This window comes from Collinsella aerofaciens, from assembly GCF_015558785.1.
Classification (GTDB): domain Bacteria; phylum Actinomycetota; class Coriobacteriia; order Coriobacteriales; family Coriobacteriaceae; genus Collinsella; species Collinsella aerofaciens_P.
Map to the genome: position 1 here is coordinate 22008 of NZ_JADMOP010000012.1, position 23486 is coordinate 45493.

Genomic DNA, 23486 nt, shown 5'->3' on the forward strand with positions numbered 1-23486 from the left:
GCACGGGGGCGTAGCTCAGCTGGGAGAGCGCTTGACTGGCAGTCAAGAGGTCAGGGGTTCGATCCCCCTCGTCTCCACCCGAGCATTGAATGAGGCTCCAACGCAAGTTGGGGCCTTTTCTTATTTATCGATTGACGCCATGTGTTGGTTGGGTAGCATCTTGGCGACATACCCATTGTTAATTACGAATATGAATGTTAATAACTTTACGTCTCTGGATGGCAAAGCTAGTTTGCAGCGCTAATAACAAAGAGGCCGGGCATAATGCCCGGCCTCAAAATACTCTGGTGGGCCCTCCGGGATTCGAACCCAGAACCCAGGGATTATGAGTCCCCTGCGCTAACCGTTGCGCCAAGAGCCCTTATGAACGGTGAATGCAATTCTAATAAAGCAACTCAGGCCTAATTTCTTCGCTTCACGTCGTGAAATACTACCATGCACGAGCAAGTCGCACAACGCAAGATCAAGTCCAATGCTAAACAACAACCAATCTAGGCGTGTCGCAGAAAAGACGTGTTTTAGAAAAAATTAAGGCCATTAATTCAGGGCTCCAACACATTTAACCGTGAAATCAAGCCGATGTCATTTCAAAACCATGCCGGTTTACTACGATGGATCGACGACTCCCGAGCACCGCGTGTTCTCCGTTTGCAAAACCACAGGTAGGGAGCCCGACGGTTGCACGAAAAGGCGTGCGTGGTTGAACATTCCTGATTCATCGTAGTAAACCGGCATAGTTCTGAGGCGCAGAGGAGGGGCGGTTCGCAATCGGACCCGATAATGGGACTGGCGGCGCACAGGAAACCCGGTTGCGCGGGGCAGGTCGTGTTCCGCGCGCGCCGGCGCGGGCGAAAGTTTTTCCGAAATTGTCCTTGCATCGGCGGGGGAGTTCCCGTATAGTACTTCTACACACGGGGGCGTAGCTCAGCTGGGAGAGCGCTTGACTGGCAGTCAAGAGGTCAGGGGTTCGATCCCCCTCGTCTCCACCCGAGCATTGAATGAGGCTCCAACGTAAGTTGGGGCCTTTTTTCATATAGGCATACAAGGTCAAAGGCGGCACCATGATCCTCCTGGTCGACAAGATCGAAAAAAGCTTCGGCGCACGCGTCCTCTTTAGCGGCGCGTCCTTCCAGATCAACCCCGGCGAGCGCTTCGCGCTCGTGGGCCCCAACGGAGCCGGTAAAACCACCATGCTCAAGATCATCATGGGCATCGACAGCCCCGACGCCGGCCAGGTCCAGTACGCCAAGGACTGCCAGGTGGGCTACCTAGAGCAGGAAACCAACCTGGAGCAAAAGGACACCACCATCCTTGCCGAGGTCATGGCCGCCGCCAAGGAAATTCGCCGCATGGGCGAGCGCGCCAACGAGCTGCAGGCCCAGATCACCGAGCTCTCCGAACAGGGGAAGGACGTCGACGCACTCCTCAACGAGTACGGACAGGTCCAGGACCGCTTTGAGCACCTGGGCGGCTACGAGCTCGAGAGCAACGCGCGCAAAATCCTGTCCGGTCTGGGCTTTAAGGTCACCGACTTTGAGCGCCCGTGCTCCGAGTTCTCGGGCGGCTGGCAGATGCGCATAGCGCTGGCCAAGCTCTTCCTGCGCCACCCCGACCTGCTGCTTCTGGACGAGCCCACCAACCACCTGGACCTCGAGAGCGTCCAGTGGCTGCGCGGCTTTATTGCCAACTACGACGGCGCCGTCCTCATCGTCAGCCACGACCGCGCCTTCATGGACGCCTGCGTCGACCACGTCGCCGCGCTCGAGAACCGCCGCGTGACCACCTACACCGGCAACTACAGCAGCTACCTCAAGCAGCGCGAGGACAACCTGGAGCAGATGCGCGCCAAGCGCGCCGCCCAGGAGCGCGACATCGCCCACATGCAGGTCTTCGTCGACAAGTTCCGCTACAAGCCCACCAAGGCCGCCCAGGCCCAGGAGCGCATCCGCAAGATCGAGCAGATCAAAAAGGAGCTCGTCATCCTGCCCGAGGGCCACAAGCACATCGACTTTAAGTTCCCCGACCCGCCGCGCTCCGGCGACATGGTCGTGGGCCTCGAGGGCGTCTCCAAGTCATACGGCGATAAGCACATTTACAGCGACATCGACCTCAAGCTCTACCGCGGCGAGCACGTGGCGCTCGTCGGCCCCAACGGCGCCGGCAAGTCCACGCTCATGAAGATCCTCGCCGGCCTTGAGCCGCCTACCACCGGCACCCGCGATTTGGGCACCAACGTGGGCGTGGCCTACTACGCCCAGCACGCACTCGAGGGCATGACCGAGTCCAACACAGTCCTGCAAGAGATCGACACCGTCACGCCCAAATGGACCGTGCCGCAGCAGCGCAGCCTGCTGGGTGCCTTCCTGTTTAGCGACAACGATTCCATCGAAAAGCAGGTCCGTGTCCTCTCCGGCGGCGAAAAAGCGCGTCTCGCGCTCGCCAAAATGCTCGTGGCCCCCGAGGCGCTCCTGTGCCTGGACGAGCCCACCAACCACCTGGACATCGACTCGGTGGACATGCTCGAGAACGCCCTGCAAAACTTCCCCGGCACCATCGTGCTGATCAGCCACGACGAGCACCTGGTGCGCGCCGTTGCCAACCGCGTGATCGACATCCGCGATGGCAAGGTCACGGTCTACGACGGCGACTACGACTACTACCTCTACAAGCGCGAGGACCTCGCGGCCCGCGCCGCCGCCGAGGCGGCAGGGGAGAGTGCGCCGGCCGCGACCAAGTCCGCTAAGGTCACCGCGGCCCAGCCCGACACCCCCGCCACCGCTTCCAAGCCGGCCGAGGGCAAAAAGACCAAGGAGCAAAAACGCGCCGAGGCCCAAGCCCGCGCCGCGCTCAACAAAAAGCTCAAGGGCGTGCGCAACCAGCTCAAGAAGATCGAGGCAGAGCTGGACAAAAAGCGTGCCCGCTATGACGAGCTTATGAAATTGATGGCGAGCGAAGAGCTTTATGCCGATCAGGATAAGTTCAACGCCGCGCTGGGGGAATATAACGGCCTTAAGCAAGAGCTGCCCAAGCTCGAAGACGAATGGCTGGAGCTTTCCACCCAGATCGAAGAGGAGACCGCGCGTGAGCTCTCGTAAGGCCGCTGCCGTGGCGATGAGCATCATCGCCATCGCCTGTCGCATCTGCGGCATCTTTATGAGCGCGATGACCGTGCTGCTGTGCTTTAGCGGCCTGACCGCCAAGCTGCAGATCGTAGGCTTTGTCGTTGAGCTTTCGCGCGCGCTGCCGAGCGCCATCGCCGGCTACGGAGTCATCACCTCACCGTTTGGCGGCGTGTTCCGCTTAGATTACGCCATCGTCGCTGTGATCCTGTTTGTAATTGACTACCTGCTCACGCGCGCCTCGCGCCGCGTCCGCTAGGGGAGTGCCATGTCCAGCAGCTACCTCATGAACCTACTTGCCAGCGCCGTCGCCGTCATCGTCGGCATCGTTATCCACGAAAGTGCACACGCCGCCGCGGCCTGGGCACTCGGCGATAAGACAGCCCGTTCGCGCGGTCGCGTGTCGCTCAACCCGCTCAACCATATCGACCCGTTTGGCACCATCATCCTGCCGCTGCTGATGCTCGCCGCCGGAGGCCCGGTGTTCGCCTTTGCCAAGCCGGTGCCTGTCTACCTCAACAACCTCAAGCACCCCAAGCGCGACGAGGTCCTGGTGAGCGTTGCCGGCCCCGCATCAAACATCGCCCTCGCGTGCCTCGCTGCCGCTCTCATGCAAGTAACGTACGGCAACCTCTATGCAAGCATGTCCTTTGCCGTAGCGTCACAGATCATGAACTTCGGCGCCAAGTTTATCGTGGTCAACTTGTCGCTCGCGTTCTTTAACCTCATCCCGATCCCGCCGCTCGACGGCTCGTCGATCATCGTGCCCTTCCTCAAGGGCAAGTCGCTCGCCAACTACTACCGCCTGCAGCAATACGCCATGCCCATCCTCATCCTGGTGCTGTACCTGCTGCCCATGTGGACCGGCATCGACGTAATCGGTCGCTATTTCGACGTTACCGTGTATCCGCTCGCTGAGCAGCTGCTTAACTTCGCAATCGCCGGCATCTAAGGTAAACTAACAGGTCGACCGTGCAAAACGGTCGTAACATGCACCCAAACCGCGCCGCGAAGGCGCCGTCAAAGGAGGTCGAAGATGTCGTATCGCGTGTCGACGCAGGTCTACAGCGGACCGTTCGACCTGCTACTGCAGCTGGTAACCCGCCAAAAAGTAGATATCGGCGCCATCTCGATCAGTGAGGTGGCCGAGCAGTACCTTGCCGAGGCCGAGCGCATCGAGGCGCTGGACCTGGACGTGGCGAGCGACTTTTTGCTGGTCGCGGCAACCCTTTTGGACATCAAGGCCGCCTCGCTGGTACCGCAGGAAGCCCCGCGCAAAGTCGATGACGACGATGACGAGTTCGACGAAGACCTCGAGGAGCTCAGCGCGCTTGACGGCGACGCCCTGCGAGAGGTCCTGATCCAGCGCCTGATTGCCTACAAGCAGTTTAAGGGCGCGGCTGCGGCCCTCGGTGCCCGCATGCAAGCCGAGAGCCGCATGCACCCGCGTGTGGCCGGTCCCGACCCGGAGTTCCTGGGGCTCATGCCCGACTACCTGGCTGGCATCACCCTGCGCGGCCTGGCCGTCATCTGCGCCGACCTGGACGGCAAGCGCCAGACCTTCCTGCTGGAAGCCGAGCATGTGGCACCGCATCGCGTGCCGCTCGACCTGACCGTGGCCTCGGTCGACCGCTTTACCATGGCGCACCAATCTTGCACCTTTCGCGAACTACTGGACGGCGATGCCACCACCGAGCAACTCGTCGTCACCTTCCTGGCCATGCTTGAGCTCGCCAAGCGCGGCTCGCTCACATTGAGCCAGGACGAGATCTTTGGAACCATTCAGATCAACCGCGTCGAGGGCGCCGAGGCCTATGTGCCCGGCGAGGGCCCCGAGCTCACCGAATAGGAGCGGCAACCATGTCAACCCTTTCTACCCTAGAGGCAAACAGCCTCAAAGGCGCTCTCGAGGCGCTGCTGCTGGTTTCGAGCGACCCCGTGAGCGCGCCCGCGCTGGCAGGTGCGCTGGATATCGCCCCCGGTGAGTGCGCATCGCTGCTCGCCGAGCTCAAAGTTGAGTACGAGGAGGCCAATCGCGGCTTTCAGTTGCGCGAAGTCGCCGGCGGCTGGCGCCTGTTTACACACCCCGCCTACCACGATGTGGTCGAGGCCTACGTGCTGAGCTGGGACACGCAAAAGCTGTCGCAGGCAGCGCTCGAGACCCTGGCCGTCATCGCCTACCACCAGCCCGTCACGCGTGAGGTGGTCAAGGGCATCCGCGGCGTCAACTCCGACGGCGTCATCGCATCGCTCGTGGACAAAGGCCTGGTACGCGAACTCGGCCGCGACCCCCAGCGCGGTCAGGCCATCATTTACGGCACGACCAACGCCTTTTTGGAGAAGTTTGGTCTGCGCTCCACCCGCGACCTGCCCGATCTGGAGCAGTTTGCCCCCGACGAGCAGTCGCGCCAGTTTATCCGTGAGCGTCTGAGCGGCCGCAGCATTCAATCCACGCTCGAGGAGCAGGCCGAAGACCTGGACGAAGAGCGCGAACTGCTCGATACCGATGTTGAGGACGCCGCAGATGAGGAAATCCTGACCAGCGTTGATAGCTCGGAGGATTTACATGACGAGAACTAACAAAGCAGAGGAGACGCGCACCGCAAGCGCCACGGACACCGCAGCACCCGGCGCCCAGACCGTCTACCCGCACACCATGCGCCTACAGCGCTTTTTGGCGCGCGCGGGCGTGGCGAGCCGCCGCGGCTCGGAGGACCTGATGACCGCCGGCCGCGTGACCGTCAACGGCCAGGTCGCGACCGAACTCGGCACCAAGGTCGACGTCGACCGCGACCACATTGAGGTCGACGGCATGCCTGTCAAGCTCAACCAGGGCGCCGTGTACCTGATGCTCTACAAGCCGACCGGCTACCTCACCACCATGAGCGATCCGCAGGAACGCCCCTGCGTGGCTGACCTGGTCCCGCGCGACCGCTTTCCGGGGCTCTTCCCGGTGGGTCGCCTGGACCGCGACACCACAGGCCTTTTGCTCTTTACCACCGACGGCGACCTGTCCCAGGACCTGCTGCACCCCAGCAAGCACGTCTACAAGACCTACCAGGCGCTCGTGGACGGCGAACTGTCCGACCGCGATCTTACACCGCTGCGTCGCGGCATCGAGCTCGACGACGGCCTGTGCCAGCCGGCGATCTGCCGCGTCATCAGCGCGCGCGAGGCCGAGGCTGTGGCTCCGCAAGGCGTCAAGCCCGGCACCACCGCCGTGGAGGTCATCATCCGCGAGGGCCGCAAGAACCAGGTCAAGCGCATGCTGAGCAAAATCCACCACCCGGTGATCCGCCTGCACCGCTGCAACTTTGCCGGACTGGAGCTCAAGGACGTGGCCAAAGGCTCGTGGCGCGAGCTCACCGACCGCGAGGTGCAGATCCTCAAGGCCGGCGGCATCCCGCCCAAGCAGGCCAGCTCCAAGCGCGCCACCGCATCCGCGACTAACACCGCCAGCCGCACCCGCCATCACGGCAGCCACGGCTCCGCGCCCAAGCGCAACACCTACCGCGAGCGCTACACGGGCTAGCCAGCCCGCCAATCCGTAGCGCCTGCGTCCCATACCAGCACGTCAACCACCGAAAGGAAGCATTGCATGATCGTCGCCATCGACGGCCCCGCCGGTTCCGGCAAGTCCACCATCGCCAAGGAGATCGCCCGCCAGCTGGGCTTTAACAAGCTCGATACGGGAGCCATGTATCGCGCCGTCACGTTCGCCGCGCTCGACCGCGGCATCGATCTGGACGACGAGGCGGCCATCGACGCCCTCGCCGAGCAAATCGAAATCCGTTTTACCAACGGCACCGGCGAGGACACGCGCCTGACCATTGACGGCAAGGACGCATCGGCTGCCATCCGCACCCCGCAGGTAGACGCCAACGTCTCCAAGGTCTCGGCCTACCCGGGCGTGCGCGCCGCCATGCTCATCCACCAGCGTCGTGCCGCCGAGGACCGCGATATCGTGGCCGAGGGTCGCGACATCGGCACCGTCGTATTCCCCAACGCGCAGGTCAAAGTGTTCCTGACCGCCGACCCGCGCGAGCGCGCCCGTCGCCGCGTGCTGCAGCGCCACCAGAACGATGCGCAGCCGCTCACCACCGAGCAGCTCGAGGCCGAGGTCGACGAGACCCTCGACGCCCTCAAGCAGCGCGACAAACTCGACAGCAGCCGCGAGGTCGCACCGCTCGTGCCCGCCGAGGACGCCGTGCACGTCGACTCCACCGCCCACACCATCGACGAGGTCGTCTCGATAATCGAGGGCCTCATCAACCAAAGGAGGTAGCCCATGCGCCTGTTTAAACAGACGCCCGAGGATTACTACAACGCCCCGTACGCCGAGTTCCCGGCGCTCATCCGCGGCACCGTCGTCGTGGTCATGGGCATCCTGTGGGTCTTCTCCAAGCTCATGTGGCGCTGGAAGGTCGAGGACGCCGACCTGCTGTTTGAGCGTCAGGAAGGCCGCGGCAGCGTGGTCATCTGCAACCACACCTCGATGGCCGAACTCTTGGCCGTGGAGACGGCGCTGTTCTTTGGCGGCCGCCGCATCCGCCCCATCTTTAAGTCCGAGTTTGCCAAGACCAAGATTGTGCGCTGGGCCTTTAGCCGCGTGGGTGGCATTCCCGTCGAGCGCGGCACCGCCGACATGAAGTGTCTGCGTGCCGCCCAGCATGCACTGCAGCGCGGCGAGGACGTCCTGATCTTCCCCGAGGGCACGCGCATCCGCTCGCGCGAGATCAAGCCCGAGGTCCACGGCGGCTTTGCGCTCATCGCCCAGATGGGCAAGGCACCCGTCAACCCGCTCGCCATCTGTGGTTGGTCCGACATTACGCCTAAGGGCAAAAAGCTCATGCGCCCCAAAAAGTGCTGGATCCGTGCCGGCAAGGCCATCTCGCTATCCGACGCACCGGCCGAGCTTAAACGCAAGGAGCGCCTGGCATGGTTTGAGTCCGAAGCCATGAATCGTGTCTACGCCATGCGCGATGACTTGTGCGCCGAGCATCCTGGCAGGTTCTAGCCATGGGCGAGGAAGTTATAAACACCGCCGAGGCTGTGCTCGGCAAGGCAGACGCCCCCATCATCGAAATCGCCGCCCACGCCGGCACCTGCTACGGCGTGCAGCGTGCGCTCGATATGGCCCTGGCGGCAGCCCCACAGGCGGGGGAGAACGCTCAGGTCCACACCCTGGGTCCGCTCATCCATAACCCCATCGTGGTGCGCGAGCTTGCCGAGGCGGGCGTCGGTCTGGCCGAGACCCTGGACGACGCCGCATCGGGCACCGTGATCATCCGCGCGCACGGCGTGGTGCCGCAGGTCATTGACGTCGCTCGTGAGCGCGGCCTTACCGTGGTCGACGCCACCTGCCCCTACGTGAAGAAGGTCCATGTGGCGGCCGAGCGCCTGGTGCGCGAGGGCTACCGCGTGATCGTCGTGGGCGAACCGGGCCACCCCGAGGTCGAGGGCATTCTGGGCCACGCCGGGGATGACGCTCTAGTCGTGAGCTGCGCCGCCGATGCGGACGCGCTGCCGCTCAAGGGCAAGGTGGGCCTGGTTGTGCAGACCACCCAAACTGCGCAGAACCTGGCCGAGGTTGTGGCCTCCATCACCCCGCGCGTGCAGGAACTGCGCGTGATCAACACCATCTGCGCCGCCACGAGCGAACGGCAGCAGGCAGCCGCAACCCTCGCCAACCGCTGTGATTGCATGGTCGTCGTGGGCGGCAAGAATTCGGGCAACACGCGCCGCCTGGCGCAGATTTGTGCTGACGTCTGCGAGCACACGCATCACATTGAGGAAGCTTCCGAGCTTGAGGCCGCATGGTTTGCCAACGCGCGCCACATTGGCATCACCGCCGGAGCCTCCACCCCGCAAGAACACATCGAACGCGCCGTTGCGCGCATCAAGGAGCTTTGCCGCTAATCATGGACCAGACCGTACCCGCATACGCCACCGAAGTGGCCGATTACGGGCGCAGCCGCGACCCCGAGCCGGGTGAGGGCGCGCTCGTAAAGAACGTGCGTCCCGAATCGCCCGCATGGGATGTGGGTATCGAGCCGGGCATGCGCGTGCTCACGGTCAACGGCGAGCAACTCACCGACATGATCGTCTGGCTTTGGGAAGCAGACGACGATACCGTCGAGCTGGAGGTTCTCGACCCGCGCGACGGCACTGTCACCCCCGTGGAGCTCGACCGTTTTCCCGGCGAGGATTGGGGTCTTGAGTTCGACGGCCCCATTTTTGACGGCATGCGTACCTGCGTAAACGCCTGCGTGTTCTGCTTTATGACGATGCTGCCCAAGGGCGGCCGCTCCACGCTCTACATTCGCGACGACGACTATCGCCTGAGCTTTTTACAGGGTAACTTTGTCACGCTCACGAACCTTTCCGACGAGGACGTGCAAAACGTTATCAATCGCAACATGAGTCCGATGAACGTGTCGGTCCATGCCGTGAGCTCCGACGTCCGCCGCCGCATGATGGGCCGCAACGCCCAGCGCGGCATGGACGTGCTCGAGGCCATCATGGCCGCCGGCATCGAGATTCATGCGCAGATTGTGCTGTGCCCCGGCATGAACGACGGCGAGGAGCTGGAAAAGACCTTACGCTTTTGCGAGGAGCACGAGCAGATCACCAGCCTGGGCATTGTGCCGCTCGGTTTTACCAAGCACCAGAACCGCTTTAGCTGGTCCTACAGCGACAAGCCCGAGCTGGCGCGCGAGACCATTGCCATGATTCGGCCCTTCCAGGACCGCGCGTACGAGCGCTTTGGCCGCCACACCTTCCAGATGAGCGACGAGTTCTACCTGGACGCCGGCATCGATCCGCCCGAGGCAGACTTTTACGACGGCTACCCGCAGTACTACGACGGCATCGGCATGATCCGCTCGTATCTGGACGAGACAGACGATGTCCTTGCCGCCGACGCTGAGCGCCTTGCCCGCGTTCGCAAGGCTATGACCGCCCGCAACCAGCGCCTAGTATGTCTTTCGGGCGCCAGCGCTCGCGATACCGTGGCGCGCTTCGTGGAGTCTCCACAGGGCCTTTCCGGCACCGTCACGGCCATCAAGAACCGCTACTTTGGCGGTAACGTGGACGTGACCGGCCTCATCGTCGCGAGCGATATCCTGGAGCAGCTGCCGCAAGACCTGTCGGGGGTTATGCTCTTTGTGCCTAAGCTCATGTTCAACGCTGACGGCATGACGCTTGACGAGTATCATCGTGACGATTTACTCGCAAGCCTTACCAGTCGCGGCGCCGAGGTTCATGTGGTGTCGACCATGCCGCATGAGCTGCTCGATACCCTGGAGCACATCCTTGGCATTGTGCCTGCCGACTCTAACACTTCCGCTGACCCTATCCATTAAAGGAGAGCAGATGAAACCTATCGTCGCCGTCGTTGGACGCCCCAACGTGGGCAAGTCCACGCTCGTTAACCGCCTGGCCCAGACCTCGGACGCTATCGTCCACGAGTCACGCGGCGTCACGCGCGACCGCTCGTATCACACGGCCGATTGGAACGGCCGCGAGTTCACCATCGTCGACACGGGCGGCATCGAGCCGCTCAAAAGCGACGACGTCTTCGCCACGTCCATCCGCGATCAGGCGCTCGCCGCCGCCGAGGAAGCCGCCGTCATCCTGTTTGTGGTCGACGGCCGCACCGGCGTCACCGAGGAGGACGAGTCGGTCGCCCGCATGCTCAAGCGCTGCGACAAGCCGGTCTTTCTGCTGGTAAACAAGCTCGATAATCCCGATCGCGAGAACGACAACATCTGGGAGTTCTATTCGCTCGGCATCGGTGAGCCCACGCCGCTGTCGGCCCTGCACGGCCACGGCACGGGCGACCTACTCGATGACATCGTGGCCCTGCTCCCCGAGGAAGAGGACGAGGTCGCCGACGAGTTCCCCGATGCACTGAATGTGGCCATCATCGGCCGCCCCAACGCCGGTAAGTCATCGCTGTTCAACCGCATCCTGGGTGCCGACCGCTCCATCGTGTCCAATATCGCCGGCACCACGCGCGACGCCATCGATACCGTCGTCGAGCGCAACGGCAAGCATTACCGCATGGTCGACACCGCGGGCATTCGCAAGAAGAGCACCGTATACGAGAACATCGAGTACTACTCCATGGTCCGCGGCCTGCGCGCCATCGATCGCGCCGACGTGGCGCTGCTTGTCGTCGACGCCTCCGTGGGCGTTACCGAGCAGGACCAGAAGGTCATGGGCCTCGCCATCGAACGCGGCTGCGCCATCGTCGTGCTGCTCAACAAGTGGGACCTGCTCGACGACGACCGTAAGCGCGAGGCCTGCATGGAGACCATCGACCGCCGTCTGGGCGTCATGGCTCCCTGGGCCCAGTACCTGCGCATCTCTGCCCTGACCGGCCGCAGCGTCGAGAAGATCTGGGCGATGGTCGATGCCGCCGAAAAGACGCGTTCGCAAAAGATCAGCACCTCGCGCCTCAACACGTTCCTCACCGACCTGCGCGAGTTTGGCCACACCGTGGTAGACGGCAAGCGCCGCCTGCGCATGCACTACGTGACCCAGACGGGCGTCAACCCGCCGACGTTCACGTTCTTCGTCAATCACAGCGACCTGGTCAACGACACCTACCAGCGCTACGTGGAGAACCGCATGCGCTCGACCTTCGACTTCGCCGGCACGCCCATTCGACTCTTCTTTAGGAAGAAGGAGCAAAAGGATGCATAATCCGATTCTTCTGACTGCCATCTGCGCCGTGGTCTCGTTCTTTATCGGAGCGATTCCGTTTGGTCTGATTCTGGGCCGTGTGTTCAACCACACCGACATCCGCAAGGCAGGCTCAGGCAACATCGGCACTACCAACGCATTGCGCGTGGCCGGCCCCAAGGTGGCCGCGCTCACGCTGCTGCTCGACTGCCTTAAGGGCGCCATCTGCGTCCTTATCGCGCGTCCGCTCATCGCGAGCGTGGGCTATGGCTTCCCTGTGAGCATCATGGCTCCCGGTGCCGCCGGCGACTGGATGCTCGGCGTCATTTGCCTGGCTGCCGTGTGGGGACACATCTTCTCGCCCTACCTTAACTTCCACGGCGGTAAGGGTATCGCCGTGGGCCTGGGTGTGATCCTTGCCTGGTACTGGCCCATTGGCCTGTCGCTGCTGGGCATGTTTATCGTGGCCGTCGCCATTACCAAGTTTGTGTCGGTGGGCTCGCTTGTCGCGGCCATCGGCCTTCCCATCGCTGCCTGCGCGGTCTTTCCGTACAGCAGCCTGGGCCTCAAGTTTTGCATGGCGATGATCGGCATCACCGTGGTGTGGGCCCATCGCGCGAACATCAAAAAGCTCATGACCGGTAAGGAGTCCAAGCTCTCGTTTACCAAGCGCGTCACCGAGCCCGACGATAAGTAGGAGAGAGTCATGAATGTTGCGCTGATTGGCTCCGGCTCCTGGGGAACCGCCGTCGCCGGCCTTGCCGCCGCGCGAGCCGAGCGCGTGATCATGTGGGCCCATAGCGAGCAGACGGCCGCCGGCATAAACGGCGAGCATCGCAACCCCCGCTATCTGGTGGACTATGTGCTGCCGGAAAACGTTGTCGCCACGACGGATTTGGCCCAGGCGCTCGACGGCGTCGAGGCCATCATCTTTGCCGTGCCCTCCACGCACCTGCGCGACGTCTGCCATCAGGCAGCACCCTTCATCGCCGCCGACACCCCGGTGCTCTGCCTCACCAAGGGCATCGAGCCCGAGTCTGGCCTGCTCATGAGCGAGGTCATCGCCAGCGAGATCGGCAACGAAGCACGCGTGGCGGCGCTCTCGGGCCCCAACCATGCCGAGGAAATCTGCCGCGGCGGGCTTTCGGCTGCCGTCATCGCCAGTGAAGACCAGCAAGTGGGGGAGACCTTTAAGGAGCTGCTGCTTTCCAAGGCCTTCCGCATCTACCTGTCGCAGGACATGACGGGCGTCGAGGTATGCGGCGCCATGAAAAATGTCATCGCCATCGTGTGCGGCATCTCCGCCGGTACCGGCGCGGGCGATAACACGCTCGCCCTCATCATGACGCGCGGTCTGGCCGAGATCAGCCGTCTGGTGCACGCCCGCGGCGGTCAGGCCATGACCTGCATGGGACTTGCCGGCATGGGCGACCTCATCGCCACCTGCACTTCGGAGCATTCGCGCAACCGCACCTTTGGCTACGAGTTCGCTCATGGCGTGTCGCTCGACGAGTACCAGGCGCGCACGCATATGGTGGTCGAGGGTGCCGTCGCGGCCCGCAGCGTCAGCGAGCTTGCCCGTTCACTGGGCGTAGACATTCCGCTCACCTTTGCCGTGGAGCAAACGCTCTACAACGGTGTTACTTTGGATAGGGCGCTCGAGATTCTCACCGACCGCGTCCCCTCTCAAGAGTTCTACGGACTCGCCGACTAGCGCAGAAAGGCTACTACCATGGGTTCCATCAAAATCGCTCCATCCGTCCTTTCGGCCGACATGGCCAACCTGAAGGGCGAGCTCGACAAGATCGCCGGTGCCGACTACGTGCACTTCGACGTCATGGACGGCCACTTTACCGGTAACCTGACCTTTGGCGTTGACATCCTTAAGGCCGTCAAGCGCTCCACCGACGTGCCGGTCGACGCGCACCTGATGGTGTCGAATCCCGACGAGACGGTCGATTGGTACGCCGACGCCGGTGCCGACATGATTACCATGCACTACGAGGCTTCCACGCACCTGCACCGCACGCTCACCCATCTGCAGCAGCGCGGTGTCAAGGCCGGTGTGGTGCTCAACCCCGCCACCCCCGTCTGCGTGCTCGAAAGCATCATCGACGTTGTCGACATGGTGCTACTGATGAGCGTTAACCCCGGCTTTGGCGGCCAGAGCTTTATCCCCGGTACCATCGCCAAACTGCACGAGCTCAAGGCCATGTGTGAGCGCCACGGCGTTTCGCCCCTCATCGAGGTCGATGGCGGAATCTCTTCCAAGAACATCGCCGAGGTCGTCAAGGCCGGCGCCAACGTGCTCGTAGCCGGCTCCGCCGTATTTAAGTCCGAAGATCCCGCCGCCGAGGTTGCGCTGCTGCAGAAGCTGGGCAATGAGGCAGCACAGGAGGCATAAACCCTTATGACCGCAGGTCAAAACCGCATACCCGTGAATCTTGACTATGCCGCCTCGACGCCCATGCGCGCCGAGGCGCTCCTTGCGCAGCGCGAGTACGACAACAGCGAGCTTGCCGGCGTCAACCCCAACTCGCTGCACTCGCTTGGCCGCAAGGCCGCCGCACGCCTGGAAGTCGCCCGTCGCGAGATCGCCCGTAGCTTTGGCGCACGCGTTCGCCCGTCCGAGATCATCCTTACCAACGGCGGTACCGAGGCCAACCAGCTGGCGCTGCTCGGTCTTGCCGAGGGCGCTCGTCAGCGCGATCGCAAGCGCGATCGCGTAATCGTTTCGGCCATCGAGCACGATTCGATTCTGGACAACCTGCCGCTGCTGCGTGCCGCCGGCTTTACCGTCGACTTGGTGCAGCCCTGCCGCGCGGGCTACATAGAGCCTGCCATGCTTGTCGAGCTGCTCGGCGACGACGTTGCGCTCGTGAGCATTATGGTCGCCAACAACGAGACCGGCATGGTGCAGCCTATCCGCGAGCTGGCCGCCGCCGCACATGCTGCCGGCGCCTTGTTTCATACCGATGCCATCCAGGGCTACTTGCACATTCCGCTCGATGTCACCGAGCTGGGCGTCGATGCCATGACCGTTGCCGCGCACAAGATCGGCGGCCCTGTGGCATCCGGTGCGCTCTACCTTAAGAACCGCACGCCGCTGCGTCCGCGCATCTTTGGCGGTGGACAGGAAGCCGGCCGTCGCGCCGGTACGCAGGATCTGCGCACGCAGCTGGCTTTTGCCGCTGCCGCTTCCGTGTTGCTGCCGAATGTGGGCCAGGAGCGTGCGACGCTGCAGGCCCTGTCCGACAAGCTCTACGCCACGCTTACGGCCCATCCTCGCATTCACGCCACGATGTGCGACTACGCGCAGGCCGATCGTCTGCCGGGTATGGTTTCAATCTACGTCGACGGCATGGACTCCGAGGAGCTCATCATCAAGCTCGATACCGCCGGCTTTGAGGTTTCGGCCGGATCGGCTTGTTCGAGCGGCAGCATGGACCCGAGCCACGTGCTCAGCGCCATGGGCATCGGCCGCGAGCAGGCATTGGGGTCGCTGCGCATCTCGTTTGATGACCGGGTGAACCCGGGCGATCTGGACGACTTTGCCCAGACGCTGTTGTCGATCGTAGGTGCCGCATGATCGTCGCCCAGCTCGAGCGTGCCCTGCTGACGCGCTACCCCAAGGCGGACGCCGAGGGCTGGGATCATGTTGGGCTATCTGTGGGAGATCCCGCTGCCGAGATCCGCGGTGTTGCCTGCGCGCTCGACGCGACCGAGGCCAACGTGCGCCGCGCTCTCGAGGCCGGCGCTAACGTGCTGCTGACGCATCATCCCATCTATATCAAGGCGCCCGAGGCCTTTTGTCCAGCCGATTCTACGCGTCCCCAGTGCAGCGCTGCACTGTACGAGGCGGCTCGTTGCGGCGTGAGCATCATCTCGCTTCACACCAACCTGGACCGCTCGCACGAAGCGCGCGTTCGCTTGAGTGAGTTGCTGGTCGCCGAGCCCATGAGCTCGCTGGAGCATGTGGACGAGCCTGAGCTCACCGGTCTGGGCACACTCGCGACCCTCCACGACGCCTGCAACCTGCGCAATCTCGCCAACCGTGCCGCCACGGCCTTTGGCAGCGATCCGCGCGTATGGGGCGAAGCCGAGCACCTGTGCCGCACCGTCGCCATTTTGGGCGGCTCCCTGGGCGACTTTGGAGAGCTCGCCATCGCCGCAGGCGCAGATGTTGTCGTGACGGGTGAGGCGGGCTACCACGTGGCGCAGGACCTTGCCTTGCGTGGCCTGAGCGTGATTCTGCTCGGGCACGACCGCTCCGAAGAGCCGTTCGTGGATATCTTGATGAACTCTGCAGTTGACGCTGGGGTCGACCCCCGTCATGCGATTAAAATACTGAACCCTTGCCAATGGTGGACTGTGACAAAAGGAGAGAACTTATGAGCGCCGGCGCTACGCTACTCAAGCTGCAACAGATCGATTTGGAGCTCGCCCGTAACAAGAGCGAACTTGCCAATATGCCGGAGCTCAAGGAGCTCGCCTCAAAGCGTAAGACCTATGTGAAGCTCAAGTCCGAGATGACCAAACTCTACGCCCAGCGCAAGGATCTGGACATTGAGCTCGACGACCTCAACACCACCGAGATCCAGACCAATAACGCCATCGAGGCTGCAAAGAAGCGTCACGTCGACGGCTCTGATTACCGCGAGGTGCAGGACCTGGAGAATGAGCTTGCCACCCTGGCCAAGCGTCTGGACAAGATCGAGCACACCCGCAAGGACGTCATCGTCGCCCATAAGGAAGCGCTCGACCGCGAGGCTCGCGCGCAGGCCATTATCGCTAAGTTCGAGGAGGGCGTGAAGGCAGATACCAAGGCCGCTCGTGCCAAGGCTGCCGATCTCCAGGCCCAGATTGACGCCGCTACCAAGGAGCGCACCGCGCTGGCTGCCACGCTGCCGACTGACGTGCTCACCGATTACGAGCGCCTGCTCAAGCAGTTCCGCGGCCTGGCCGTCGAGACCATTCAGGGCAACATCCCCACGGTCTGCCATACCGCGCTGCAGGCATCGTCCATGAGCGACCTAAACCACGACGGTAGTGAGATTACGCACTGCCCGTATTGCCACCGCCTGCTCGTGCTCCCCAGCAAGGAAGCTTAAATGATGACGGCGGCACCCAACAATTCAATGCAACTTGAGGGAAAAACGATCCTGCTGGGCATTACCGGCGGGATCGCCGCCTATAAGTCGTGCAATATCGTGCGCCTGCTGCAAAAGCGCGGCGCGCGCGTTAAGGTCGTTATGAGCGAGCATGCTACGGAGTTTGTGGGGCCGCTCACCTTCCGCGCGCTTACGGGCGAGCCGGTCGCTGTGGGCCTGTTCGACGATCCCTCCGACCCTATCCACCACATTTCGCTCGCGCAGGAGCCCGACCTGGTTGTCGTGGCGCCCGCGACGGCCAATATCATCGCCAAGATGGCCAACGGCGTCGCCGATGACCTTATCTCCACCACGCTGCTTGCCACGCCGCGACCCATCGTGATCGCACCCGCTATGAACAACGGCATGTGGAAGGCACCGGCGACGCAGGCCAACATGGCCACGTTGCGCGACCGTGGCGTCCATGTGGTGGGACCCGGCAGCGGCTACCTTGCCTGCGGCGACGTGGACACGGGGCGCATGAGCGAGCCCGAGGACATCGTCGAAGCCATCTGCGAGGTGCTCAACCCCGCGCCCCAGGACCTTGCAGGCAAGCGCATCGTGATCACCGCCGGTCCTACGCACGAGCCGATCGATCCGGTGCGCTTTATCGGCAACCGGTCTTCGGGCAAGATGGGCATCGCACTGGCAGGGGAGGCCGTACGCCGCGGCGCTGCGGTCACGCTCGTGCTGGGGCCGACGTCACTCGACGTGGGTCGCGGCGTGGAGTGCGTGCGCGTGCAGACCGCCGCAGAGATGCTGCAGGCGGCGCTGGGTGCCTTTCAGACGGCCGATGCGGCCATTTGTGCAGCCGCCGTCGCCGACTACACCCCCGTATCCCCTGCGGACCACAAGCTCAAAAAGGCCAACGAACGCTTGGATCGCATCGAACTGGTCGAGACGGTCGATATTTTGGCCGAGCTTTCACGCCAAAAGGGCGAGCGCCGTGTGATCGGATTTGCAGCCGAGACCGATAACGTCGTGGAGTACGCTAAGCGCAAACTTGCCCGCAAGGGCTGCGATGCGATCATCGCCAACGATGTCTCGCGCGCCGATTCGGGCTTTGGAACAGACACCAACAAGGCCTGGATTGTGAGCACAGCGGGTACACAGGAACTTCCCGTACTAACAAAACCCCAGCTCGCAGATACAATTTTAGACTTGCTCAAAAATAATTAAAAAAGTTCTTGCACAAGTCCAAAGTTTCGGGTTAATATACTCCTTGTTGCGAGTGAGAGCAGAGCAACAAACAAAAGCTTCGGGACGTGGCGCAGCTTGGTAGCGCACTTGACTGGGGGTCAAGGGGTCGCTGGTTCGAATCCAGTCGTCCCGACCAGAAGTTTGCAGGTCAGGCACCTAGTGCCTGACCTTTTTTTATTAAGAATCAACGGGGTAAGCAACAAAGAATCAACAGCTTTCTTGATCGATACCTTCGCTCAACAAAAACCTGTACGTCAGCCTCCAAATACGACAATTTTCGACATGTTTGGAGGCTGACGTACATAAATACGGTACATTCACGTTGCGACAGCGTCCTCCACATGTCTGGACTCTCTATGCTTACGCTGGATAGACATCGCCAGAACGGGTATAGTATCGAAAGTTTTGTCGTTTACCAGCGGGGGAGTCCTGTGGGCATCAAAAAGAAGATCAAACAGGAGCTTATCGGCACTTCCGATTACCCGTCGAATAAGATCTTTACGATCTCCAATTTCATTACCTTTACGCGCCTGGTCCTCACGCTCGTCTTCCTGTACCTGTTTGTGACGGACAACAACCGTGTCGTCGCCATTGTCATCTATGCCATCGCGGCTTCCACCGACTGGATGGACGGCCAGATTGCCCGCATGACCAAAACGGTCTCGTGGCTCGGCAAGGTTATGGATCCCATCTGCGACCGTGCGCTGTTGTTTACCGGCGTGCTGGGCTTGGTGGTCCGCGGCGAACTGCCCATCTGGGTCTGCGTGCTCATCATCGGCCGCGATATCTACCTGGGCATCGGTACACTCATCGTGCGCCACTACCACCGTCGTCCCATTGACGTCGTCTTTCCCGGCAAGATTGCCACCGCGCTGCTCATGACCGGCTTCTCGCTCATGTTGCTTGGCTTTCCCGTCGTGGACGGCTGGCGACTGCTGCCCGCCGCGTTCACGGCTTTTCCGGGCCTCAACGGCAGCTCGGTGCCCCTCGGCATCTTCTTTGTGTATGGCGGCGTGATCTTCTCCATGCTCACCGCTGTCATCTATTCCATTAAGGGAGGGGCGGCCATTAAACAGGCCATCGCGCATCCCGAGGACGAGGACACCGACTTTCTCAACCCCGAAATCGAAGACTGATTCATTGGGGTATGATTACGTACGGTTCATTCTTTGCGGCACGTCCGCGTTAGATAGGGGTTGTCATGGACAACAAGGTTAACAATATGCCTCAGAACGATAAGACCGCGGACGCTACCTGCGTTTTCCGCGTTCCTTCGAGCGATGTCACCGTTCCCGACCTTATGGCCAACGTGCGCATCACCGCTCCGGTTCTGTCCATCGTCAAGGGTCCGCAGACCGGAGCTGCCTTTGAGCTCGAGGACGACGTGACCACCATCGGCCGCGATCCCGCGAACGGCATCTTCCTCAACGACATGACCGTCTCGCGCAGCCACGCACGCATTATTCGTGAGGGCCTGGGCGCCCGTATTGAGGATCTGGGCTCGCTCAATGGTACGTGGGTTGACGGCGCCATCGTCAACGGTGCTCCGCTGCACGACGGCTCTTCCGTTCAGATCGGTACGTTCACGCTCATCTACCACGAGAGCACGCCGGAGCGCATCGAAACCGGTGAGTAGGTAATGGCCGAACGCAACTATCTGAGTATCGGCCAAGTCGTCAACCTTCTTCGAGGCGCATACCCCGATCTATCGAACTCAAAAATTAGATTTCTAGAAGATGAGGGGCTCATCACCCCTCATCGTACGCCTAAGGGGTATCGCCAGTACTCCAAGGAAGACGTTGATCGTCTCGAGGTCATCCTGCACCTGCAGAAGACCCGCTATATGCCGCTCAACGTCATTAAGCAGCGCTTGGAAAACGCAACGGACCTGTCCACTTTGGCTTACGAGGTGGGTCTTCTGTCCGATGTTCCGCTTAAGACGGAGCCCAAGGAGACCAAGCAAAAGCTGCATCCCATCGAGACTATTCCCGATATGCTCGGCGTCGAGATTTCGTTTATCCGCTCCCTTGCCGAGAACGATCTTATCCGCATCATCAAGAGCCCGCAGAACCGAGAGCTCGTCGATGGCCGAGATTTCCCGATTATCCGTTACTGCTCGGAGCTGTCGCGCTTCCACATTGAGCCGCGCAACCTGCGTCAGTACGTTTCGTCGGCAAATCGCGAGTCTTCGATGTTTGAGCAGGTTCTCGTGAGCATGCTCGGCATGGATACCTCCGATGACGAGCGCGACGCCAAGCTCGAGCGCGCTTTTAAGAAGCTGCACGACCTCACCGAGGGTGTTCACACCGCGCTCCTTAAGAACCGTGTCTTTGAGTCGCTCAACGCCGTGGTCGAGGACGCTGACATCGATGCCCTCGATGAGGAGATCGCGCGTTCCGAATCCACCAAGGCTAAAAGCGATGCGACAAGCGTCCCTGCGGTTGCCGCGCACGACGAGTCGCTCGTGCAGCCGTCCAAGGTCGTCGTTCCCTCGCATAGCTCGTCTGCTAACACGGGCAAATAACCGCCGTTCACCCGGCAATCCATGAAAGGTCACCCATGTACGACTTCGAATCTCATATCGTCGATATCCCCGACTATCCCGAGGCCGGAGTCGTCTTTAAGGACATCACGCCGCTCTTTGGAAATCCCGAGGCCCTGAAGGCCATGGTGGATGCCTTGGCCGAGCATTTTGCCGACATGGGCATTACCAAGGTCGTAGGACCCGAGGCCCGCGGTTTTATGGTGGGCGTGCCCGTGGCCGTCGCCCTGGGTGCCGGCTTTGTTCCCGCACGTAAGCCGGGCAAACTGCCGCGCAAGACGGTAAGCGAGAGCTACGAACTCGAGTATGGAACGGATTCTATCGAAATCCACGCCGATGCCATCAGCTCTAAAGATACCGTGTTGATTCTGGACGACTTGGTCGCGACGGGCGGAACCGTCGAGGCAACAGGTAAACTGGTGCGAGATATGGGCGCAAAGCTTGTGGGTTACGGTTGTATCCTTGAGCTTGCGTTTCTCAACCCGCGCAAGAAGCTCACGCCTTCTAACGAGGACGTTGAGCTCTTTAGCCTGGTAACGGTGGACTAGCCGCTACCCTTAGATACCGGAAAGGAAGCTACATGCGCACAGCAAACACGCACAGAAACATGGCACGCTGCGCTGCTACGGCAACCCTCGCTTGTGTTTTGGGCCTGGGCCTCGTGGCTCCGGCCTACGCCGATACCGCATCCGACCTTGCCGCTGCCCGTACCAAACTCGAGCAGATTGGCACCCAAACCCAGCAAATTCATGAAGAGCTCTCCGCACAGACGCAGGAGCTTGATCAGACTGCAGGCGAGATCACGCAAAAGCAGCAAGAGATTGCCGAGGGCCAGGCAAAGCTTTCGTCCTACGTTGCCGGTGAGTACAAGACCGGCGGTCTGAGTCTCCTTCAAGTTCTGACGGGCGTCGATGATCTGGGCGATATGCTCAACCGTCTGTTCTACTACGGCAAGGTTTCCGACAAGCAGGCCCAGACCATTCAGGAGGTCAAGGACCTTAAGCAGCAGCTCACCGATAAGCAAGCCGAGCAGGAGAAGAACGTCGCCGCGACGCAGAAGAAGGTCGACGAGCTCAATGCCCAGCAGGCTGAGGCCCAGAGTGTCGTGAACTCCCTGGATTCACAGCTGCAGGCCGAGCTTGCTGCCGAGGCCGAGGCCAACGCCGCGCTTCAGGCTGGCATCAATGCCAGCACCGCCGAAAAGGCCACGGTGAGCAACGACACCGCCGGTACGACCGAGAACACCAATAATGGTGGCGGCACGACCAATAATGGTGGCAGCAATACGCCTGCGCCCGCTCCCGCTCCTGCCCCCACGCCGCAGCCCGTGACGCCCGCTCCGGCTCCGACGCCTTCCGCACCGAGCCAGTCCGTTGACGGTGGTACCGTTGTTTCGCGCGCCTACAGCAAGCTCGGTTATGCTTATTCTTGGGGCGGCATTGGACCGAACAGCTTTGACTGCTCCGGTTTTGTAAGCTACTGCCTCACCGGCCGTTATTGCCGCCTTGGCACCACGGGCACCTTTATGGGCTGGACCCGCGTGTCCGATCCCCAGCCTGGTGACGTCGTGGTTAACTCTTACCACACAGGCATCTACATTGGTAACGGCCAGATGATCCATGCTTCCGACTACAAGACGGGCGTCATCATCAGCTCCGTCGCAGCCGGTATGAACAACAACTACATCTTCGTACGCTACTAATTTATTACTGCAGCGAACGAACGTGGGCCTTGCGATCTTGAGTCGCGAGGCCCATTCTTTTTGCCCCTACCGTTTGCCTTAAGATCAGCACGGCTATCTAGTATTCAAAACTAGATAGCCGTCCAATTGATGAGAAAGACGGCTATAATTGTTGAGGAACAAGTAGAAAGGACCCTCAATGAGCTGGGCGCTTATCTCCGATTCGAGCTGCAATCTTCGCGATTGGCAGCCAACCGCACCTCATACCACCTTTGCATTTGCACCCCTTAAGATTCGAGTGGGGGAGCGTGAATTTGTTGACGACCTGACGCTCAACGTGCACGAGCTCAATTGTGCCGTGCAGGCAGAGTCGAGCGCTTCTTCGAGCGCCTGTCCAAGCGTAGGGGAGTGGACTGAGCTCTTTAAGCTCGCCGACAAGACGATCTGCATGCCCATCTCCGAGGGCGTCTCTGGAAGCTACAATGCTGCCGCTACGGCACGCGATATGGTACTTGCCGAAGAGCCCAACCGTCAGATTCACCTGGTCAACTCGCGGGCAGCGGGCGGCAAGATGGACCTGATCTTCTTACTGTTTGATCGTTATCTTGCAAGTAACCCGGACGTCTCCTTTGAGGACGCCTGCGCCTATTTCGATAGCTTGGAGCAGAACAGCAAGATCCTCTTTAGTTTGTGCAATTACGAAAACCTTGCAAAGGCCGGACGTATCCCTAAGGCGGCCGGCGTTATTGCCAACAAGCTCAATATCCGCATATTGGGCACGGCGAGCGAGGCGGGCAAAATTGAACTCGTTGGGCACACGCGTGGCGAAAAGAAGATGCTCACCAAGATTGTCGACACCATGGAGGCCGAGGGCTTTACTGGCGGTGAGGTCGTTATCGACCATGTTGAGAATGAGGCGGGCGCCCAGGCGCTTGCCAGCCGCATTGTGGAGCGCTGGCCAGGCTCCAAGACCATCATCATGCCCTGCAACGGCCTAGATTCTTATTACGCCGAGATGCACGGCCTCATCATCGGCTACGGCATGGACGTGGCTTCGGGCCGATAATGTCCAACTAGACAAACGCACGGGCGGGATAAGGGGCCAC

24 protein-coding genes and 4 tRNA genes are annotated in these 23486 nt (G+C 61.5%); 27 read left to right on the forward strand and 1 reads right to left on the reverse strand.

Features of this window, described 5'->3' with window-relative positions; all coding sequences use genetic code 11:
- The first annotated feature begins 4 nt into the window (after positions 1-4).
- A tRNA-Ala gene (locus I2G40_RS06690) sits at positions 5-77 on the forward strand.
- Between the two features lie 208 nt (positions 78-285).
- On the opposite strand, the gene I2G40_RS06695 is transcribed toward I2G40_RS06690, so the two are convergent.
- Positions 286-361: transfer RNA gene (locus tag I2G40_RS06695), tRNA-Ile, on the reverse strand.
- A gap of 552 nt (positions 362-913) precedes the next feature.
- Here I2G40_RS06695 and I2G40_RS06700 point away from each other — a divergent pair.
- The 26 genes from I2G40_RS06700 (at position 914) to I2G40_RS06825 (ending at position 23446) form a co-directional block, all read left to right on the forward strand.
- Positions 914-986: transfer RNA gene (locus I2G40_RS06700), tRNA-Ala, on the forward strand.
- Between the two features lie 75 nt (positions 987-1061).
- Positions 1062-3095 carry an ABC-F family ATP-binding cassette domain-containing protein gene (locus I2G40_RS06705; RefSeq protein ID WP_195544569.1) on the forward strand — a complete coding sequence of 678 codons (2034 nt, stop codon included), beginning with the start codon at positions 1062-1064 and terminating at the stop codon, positions 3093-3095.
- A complete protein-coding gene (locus I2G40_RS06710) occupies positions 3082-3378 on the forward strand; it encodes a hypothetical protein (RefSeq protein ID WP_324252579.1) in 297 nt (98 codons plus the stop codon). The genes I2G40_RS06705 and I2G40_RS06710 overlap by 14 nt, the downstream gene beginning before the upstream one ends.
- Before the next feature lie 9 nt (positions 3379-3387).
- Positions 3388-4071 (forward strand): site-2 protease family protein, encoded by a 684-nt coding sequence (locus I2G40_RS06715; protein WP_195544570.1) that lies wholly within the window; start codon positions 3388-3390, stop codon positions 4069-4071.
- Positions 4072-4155: 84 nt separating this feature from the next.
- Positions 4156-4968: a segregation and condensation protein A gene (locus tag I2G40_RS06720; RefSeq protein WP_195544571.1), complete on the forward strand. Its 813-nt coding sequence runs from the start codon at positions 4156-4158 to the stop codon at positions 4966-4968.
- Between the two features lie 11 nt (positions 4969-4979).
- Positions 4980-5699 carry an SMC-Scp complex subunit ScpB gene (gene scpB / locus I2G40_RS06725; protein ID WP_195544572.1) on the forward strand — a complete coding sequence of 240 codons (720 nt, stop codon included), beginning with the start codon at positions 4980-4982 and terminating at the stop codon, positions 5697-5699.
- Positions 5686-6651, forward strand: a complete 966-nt coding sequence (locus tag I2G40_RS06730) for a pseudouridine synthase (protein ID WP_195544573.1) — start codon at positions 5686-5688, stop codon at positions 6649-6651. Before scpB ends, I2G40_RS06730 begins: the two co-directional genes overlap by 14 nt.
- A gap of 66 nt (positions 6652-6717) precedes the next feature.
- Positions 6718-7404 carry a (d)CMP kinase gene (cmk, locus tag I2G40_RS06735; protein ID WP_195544574.1) on the forward strand — a complete coding sequence of 229 codons (687 nt, stop codon included), beginning with the start codon at positions 6718-6720 and terminating at the stop codon, positions 7402-7404.
- A gap of 3 nt (positions 7405-7407) precedes the next feature.
- Positions 7408-8136 (forward strand): lysophospholipid acyltransferase family protein, encoded by a 729-nt coding sequence (locus tag I2G40_RS06740; RefSeq protein WP_195544575.1) that lies wholly within the window; start codon positions 7408-7410, stop codon positions 8134-8136.
- Positions 8137-8138: 2 nt separating this feature from the next.
- Positions 8139-9038 (forward strand): 4-hydroxy-3-methylbut-2-enyl diphosphate reductase, encoded by a 900-nt coding sequence (locus tag I2G40_RS06745; protein ID WP_195544576.1) that lies wholly within the window; start codon positions 8139-8141, stop codon positions 9036-9038.
- 2 nt (positions 9039-9040) lie between these two features.
- Positions 9041-10483, forward strand: coding sequence for a DUF512 domain-containing protein (locus I2G40_RS06750; protein ID WP_195544577.1), 1443 nt, complete (start codon positions 9041-9043; stop codon positions 10481-10483).
- Positions 10484-10493: 10 nt separating this feature from the next.
- A complete protein-coding gene (der, locus tag I2G40_RS06755; RefSeq protein WP_195544578.1) occupies positions 10494-11828 on the forward strand; it encodes a ribosome biogenesis GTPase Der in 1335 nt (444 codons plus the stop codon).
- Complete coding sequence (plsY, locus tag I2G40_RS06760) at positions 11821-12504, forward strand: glycerol-3-phosphate 1-O-acyltransferase PlsY (RefSeq protein ID WP_195544579.1); 684 nt, start codon at positions 11821-11823, stop codon at positions 12502-12504. Before der ends, plsY begins: the two co-directional genes overlap by 8 nt.
- 9 nt (positions 12505-12513) lie before the next feature.
- Positions 12514-13521 carry an NAD(P)H-dependent glycerol-3-phosphate dehydrogenase gene (locus I2G40_RS06765; RefSeq protein ID WP_195544580.1) on the forward strand — a complete coding sequence of 336 codons (1008 nt, stop codon included), beginning with the start codon at positions 12514-12516 and terminating at the stop codon, positions 13519-13521.
- Between the two features lie 18 nt (positions 13522-13539).
- Positions 13540-14211, forward strand: a complete 672-nt coding sequence (rpe, locus tag I2G40_RS06770; protein ID WP_195544581.1) for a ribulose-phosphate 3-epimerase — start codon at positions 13540-13542, stop codon at positions 14209-14211.
- A 6-nt stretch (positions 14212-14217) separates the two neighbouring features.
- A complete protein-coding gene (locus tag I2G40_RS06775; RefSeq protein WP_195544582.1) occupies positions 14218-15396 on the forward strand; it encodes a cysteine desulfurase family protein in 1179 nt (392 codons plus the stop codon).
- Complete coding sequence (locus I2G40_RS06780; protein WP_195544583.1) at positions 15393-16202, forward strand: Nif3-like dinuclear metal center hexameric protein; 810 nt, start codon at positions 15393-15395, stop codon at positions 16200-16202. The genes I2G40_RS06775 and I2G40_RS06780 overlap by 4 nt, the downstream gene beginning before the upstream one ends.
- The gene (locus tag I2G40_RS06785) at positions 16199-16918 is read left to right on the forward strand and encodes a zinc ribbon domain-containing protein (RefSeq protein WP_195544584.1); all 720 of its coding nucleotides are present in this window, start codon (positions 16199-16201) and stop codon (positions 16916-16918) included. Before I2G40_RS06780 ends, I2G40_RS06785 begins: the two co-directional genes overlap by 4 nt.
- A 3-nt stretch (positions 16919-16921) precedes the next feature.
- A complete protein-coding gene (gene coaBC / locus I2G40_RS06790; protein WP_229090695.1) occupies positions 16922-18136 on the forward strand; it encodes a bifunctional phosphopantothenoylcysteine decarboxylase/phosphopantothenate--cysteine ligase CoaBC in 1215 nt (404 codons plus the stop codon).
- Positions 18137-18216: 80 nt separating this feature from the next.
- A tRNA-Pro gene (locus I2G40_RS06795) sits at positions 18217-18293 on the forward strand.
- 295 nt (positions 18294-18588) lie between these two features.
- Positions 18589-19293 (forward strand): CDP-alcohol phosphatidyltransferase family protein, encoded by a 705-nt coding sequence (locus tag I2G40_RS06800; protein ID WP_195544585.1) that lies wholly within the window; start codon positions 18589-18591, stop codon positions 19291-19293.
- A 65-nt stretch (positions 19294-19358) separates the two neighbouring features.
- Complete coding sequence (locus tag I2G40_RS06805) at positions 19359-19793, forward strand: FHA domain-containing protein (protein WP_195544586.1); 435 nt, start codon at positions 19359-19361, stop codon at positions 19791-19793.
- Between the two features lie 3 nt (positions 19794-19796).
- Positions 19797-20681 carry a transcriptional regulator FtsR gene (ftsR, locus tag I2G40_RS06810; RefSeq protein WP_195544587.1) on the forward strand — a complete coding sequence of 295 codons (885 nt, stop codon included), beginning with the start codon at positions 19797-19799 and terminating at the stop codon, positions 20679-20681.
- 35 nt (positions 20682-20716) lie between these two features.
- Positions 20717-21247, forward strand: a complete 531-nt coding sequence (locus tag I2G40_RS06815; RefSeq protein ID WP_195544588.1) for an adenine phosphoribosyltransferase — start codon at positions 20717-20719, stop codon at positions 21245-21247.
- 32 nt (positions 21248-21279) lie between these two features.
- Positions 21280-22401 carry a C40 family peptidase gene (locus I2G40_RS06820; RefSeq protein ID WP_195544589.1) on the forward strand — a complete coding sequence of 374 codons (1122 nt, stop codon included), beginning with the start codon at positions 21280-21282 and terminating at the stop codon, positions 22399-22401.
- A 178-nt stretch (positions 22402-22579) separates the two neighbouring features.
- Positions 22580-23446 carry a DegV family protein gene (locus I2G40_RS06825; protein ID WP_195544590.1) on the forward strand — a complete coding sequence of 289 codons (867 nt, stop codon included), beginning with the start codon at positions 22580-22582 and terminating at the stop codon, positions 23444-23446.
- Positions 23447-23486: the final 40 nt, after the last annotated feature.